Raw genomic sequence first — 2,983 nt, 5'->3', positions numbered from 1 at the left:
CCCGAGGACCTCGAACACGTCGCCCAGGAACTCAACGGCCGTCCACGCAAAACGCTCGACTGGGATACCCCAGCCGAGCGTCTGCGTGATCTACTTACCGCCTAAAACCAGGCAGTGTTGCGACGACCCCTTGAAACCGCCCTCACCACACCCGACGGGGACTTTGCTCGTTTCRGAGGTCGACTCACATGGTGGCCGAGGCGCCGCGCCACGTGACCGCCACGCCGCGCTCCTCGAGCCACGCAGACGGGTCGACCTTGGCGCCGGCGGCGTTCCACACCTCGAAGTGCAGGTGGGGTCCGGTGGACTGGCCGCGGTTGCCGACGGTCGCGATCTGCTGACCGGCGACCACGTGCTGGCCGGTCGACACCTGGTAGTCGTTGACGTGGCCGTAGACGGTGGTGGTGCCGTCGTCGTGCTTGACGCGCACCCACAGCCCGAATCCCGAGGCCGGCCCGGCGTCGACCACGACACCGTCGGCGGCGGCGTAGACAGGCGTACCGATGGGGGCGGCGATGTCGAGGCCTCCGTGATGACTGCCCCAACGCGGACCGAAGTCGGAGGTGAGGGTGCCCGAGACGGGCTTCACGGCGCGGTTCGTGACCTTGTCGAGCGATCCGAAGTTGGCCTCGGCGGCGGCGGTGAGGTCGCGCACGGCCTGCTGGACCGGCTGCGGCAGCTCCGCCGGCAACTGCACGGCCTTGAACGAGTCGATCGCCTGATCCGGCGTGGGCAGCTGCGGCAGGGCCGGGAGCTGGGGCAGGGCCGGGAGCTCGAGCCCTGCGGGGAGCAGCCCCTCGGGAAGCTGGACCTGGGCGGGCGCGGCCACCGGGTCGGCAGCGGCACTGCCGGCGCCGAGCTGCGCACCGGCGGTGAGGATCGCGCCCGTTGCGGCGGCGACCGTGGCGGCCTTCAGACCTGCACCGGGGCCTGTGCTCTCGCCGCGGTGACGCCCCTGCCGGAGTGTCGGGTCGAGCTCGATGAGAACAGCGTCGGCTGACGTCCGGTGATGGCGTCCCACAGTCAATTACCTCGTCAATCGGTTTCTTCGGCCGCACACTCCGGAGTGCACTCGATCTTGCTGCCGGGCCAAGGTAACAAATTCATATAGGCCGTGACCAGCGTTACCGGATCTTTATCTGGATTGCTCCGGCCCGGTGTGCGCGTACGCAGGACGATCGGGCTTCCCGGGCGGTCCGCAAGCTCCGGCGTGTCGGCGCTTGCGATGTCCGACCCGCCGATCCTGCGACCGTGCGACCGATTCATCCCGGACCGCCCCCTGCCGCTACACTCCCTACTGCGGAACAGCGCGAACGATGTTCGACCACGCGTTCGCTTCGCCCCCGCCCTCGTAGCTCAGGGGATAGAGCACGGCTCTCCTAAAGCCGGTGTCGCAGGTTCGAATCCTGCCGAGGGCACTCACGTTTCAGCAGCTCAGGGCTGCTTTTCGCCTCTCACAGTCAGGCTTCTTGCCTAATTCGTGCCAGATGGCTTGGTTCGTGTCGCCAAATAGAACGGCCCCAGTGAGAGCGCCAACTCTCATCCGGGGCCTCCGGCACACACGGAATGAGACTCCGCATGAACCGTGCAAGAAGTGTATCCAGCACCACCGACAAGACGACCCTGCGTGACATCGCCGCAGTCGTCGCCATCCTCACCACCGGCTACTTCGCCACCATCGAAGCCCTCCGCATCGGCCTGTGGCTCATCGGCGGTGCAGCGTGAACATCATCGACCGACTCATCGCTAACCACCCCAACCTCCACGGACACCCCTGCAGCGGCTACGGCGTCATCATGAAAGCAGGGAAAGCCCACGACTACCTGGGCAACTACCGCACCCATTCACTCATGACCCGCACTGTCCACAACAAGCTCGAGCTGATCGGGCACGCCTTCGGACCATGCGAACTCGAACAGACCGATACCGGAATCCGCGCCACGTACAAGCACACGGGAACCAGCATCGAGTTCGACCTCTTCGTCCATGGCTGCGATGGACACTTCGAGAACTTCGGCACCGGCACCTTTCAGCATCCGGGCGAGGGTGATTCCCCCACCACTGTCGAACTGGATCTGCTGACAACGCACGGTGAGGACGGGGCTGTCGACTACACGCAGTGGTCGGTGTGGTTTCGCAACGATCAGTCGACTGCTGTACGTCCGCAGGATATTCCGGAGTTGATCGAGAGTCTTCGGGTGATGCATTCGAAGTGGTTGGCGGCAACGTCTGTTAGGGCTGCTGCTTAGTTCCCGACTGGTTGGGCCGGGCATCTCTCGTAGGTGCCCGCGCCTTGCCAGCCGGGTTCTTCCCACCTCCGGGAAAAACCCTGCAGCACGTCGCTCCTGCCGTCTCCGACGCAAACCGAGACAGCCCGGTGTTCCTAATCCTGTGAACCGGCACAGGCGCTCTCACAGTGGGTCAGGCCTGACGCCGTGAGGGTCTGACACAAGCTCGTCCACATCCGTGGTCGGGCTACTTGTGTTGGCCGAGACGCGATATCGGGGCATGGTTCGTGGGAAATCTTGGGGAGGGGTTACAGCTCCTGCCACCGCCAGGTGTCCGCAGCGCGTGTGGGTGACCTACCGCCCAACTCTTGCCAACCACCACTCCTCAACTGGTGTAGTAGGCAAACTTCATCCACTAGCTGGGACCTTCTGTCCCGCAATGGAACCCCCGCATCACGACGCCACGTCAGCCACGCGACAATCTGTGACGTGGCAAACCACCCCAGAGACAAGACACCCAGTCGATACACACTCCTGAAGGCATCCGAAGTAGCCGAACGCTGGCAGATCTCGCAGAGGACCGTCTACCGCCTGGCTCAAGCCGGCGAGATCGCGAGTATTCGGATCGGCGAATCAGTGAGGTTCTCAGAGGAAGGGGTACAGACATACGAGAAGAACAACACCCGGGCGGTCGGAGACCCATGGTGAGCCTGTAAACGACGAAAAGTGCCCCACCCAGCCTAAGGCCCTAAGGC

General features: G+C 64.3%; 4 protein-coding genes and 1 tRNA gene. 4 read left to right on the top strand and 1 reads right to left on the bottom strand.

Going from position 1 to position 2,983, the window contains the following annotated elements; translation table 11 throughout:
* Positions 1 to 184 precede the first annotated feature (184 nt).
* Entirely contained in the window at positions 185 to 1,021 is an 837-nt protein-coding gene (locus AB4Z09_RS28900) for a M23 family metallopeptidase (protein WP_174908674.1), read from the bottom strand.
* 324 nt (positions 1,022 to 1,345) lie between these two features.
* Between AB4Z09_RS28900 and AB4Z09_RS28895 the strand changes: the two genes are divergently transcribed.
* From AB4Z09_RS28895 to AB4Z09_RS28880, 4 genes are all read left to right on the top strand, one after another.
* A tRNA-Arg gene (locus AB4Z09_RS28895) sits at positions 1,346 to 1,418 on the top strand.
* Positions 1,419 to 1,578: 160 nt separating this feature from the next.
* Positions 1,579 to 1,725 (top strand): hypothetical protein, encoded by a 147-nt coding sequence (locus AB4Z09_RS28890; RefSeq protein ID WP_174908672.1) that lies wholly within the window; start codon positions 1,579 to 1,581, stop codon positions 1,723 to 1,725.
* Positions 1,722 to 2,249, top strand: a complete 528-nt coding sequence (locus tag AB4Z09_RS28885; protein ID WP_174908670.1) for a hypothetical protein — start codon at positions 1,722 to 1,724, stop codon at positions 2,247 to 2,249. Before AB4Z09_RS28890 ends, AB4Z09_RS28885 begins: the two co-directional genes overlap by 4 nt.
* Positions 2,250 to 2,558: 309 nt before the next feature.
* Positions 2,559 to 2,936, top strand: coding sequence for a helix-turn-helix domain-containing protein (locus AB4Z09_RS28880; RefSeq protein ID WP_368077033.1), 378 nt, complete (start codon positions 2,559 to 2,561; stop codon positions 2,934 to 2,936).
* Positions 2,937 to 2,983: the final 47 nt, after the last annotated feature.

This window comes from Rhodococcus sp. TAF43 (assembly GCF_052113525.1).
GTDB lineage: Bacteria > Actinomycetota > Actinomycetes > Mycobacteriales > Mycobacteriaceae > Prescottella.
This window is presented reverse-complemented; position numbering and strand designations above follow the sequence as displayed.

What these genes read in the sequence shown, in the direction of transcription:
- AB4Z09_RS28890 (WP_174908672.1), top strand. Translation starts at nt 1,579, where the DNA reads ATGAACCGTGCAAGAAGTGTATCCAGCACCACCGACAAGACGACCCTG.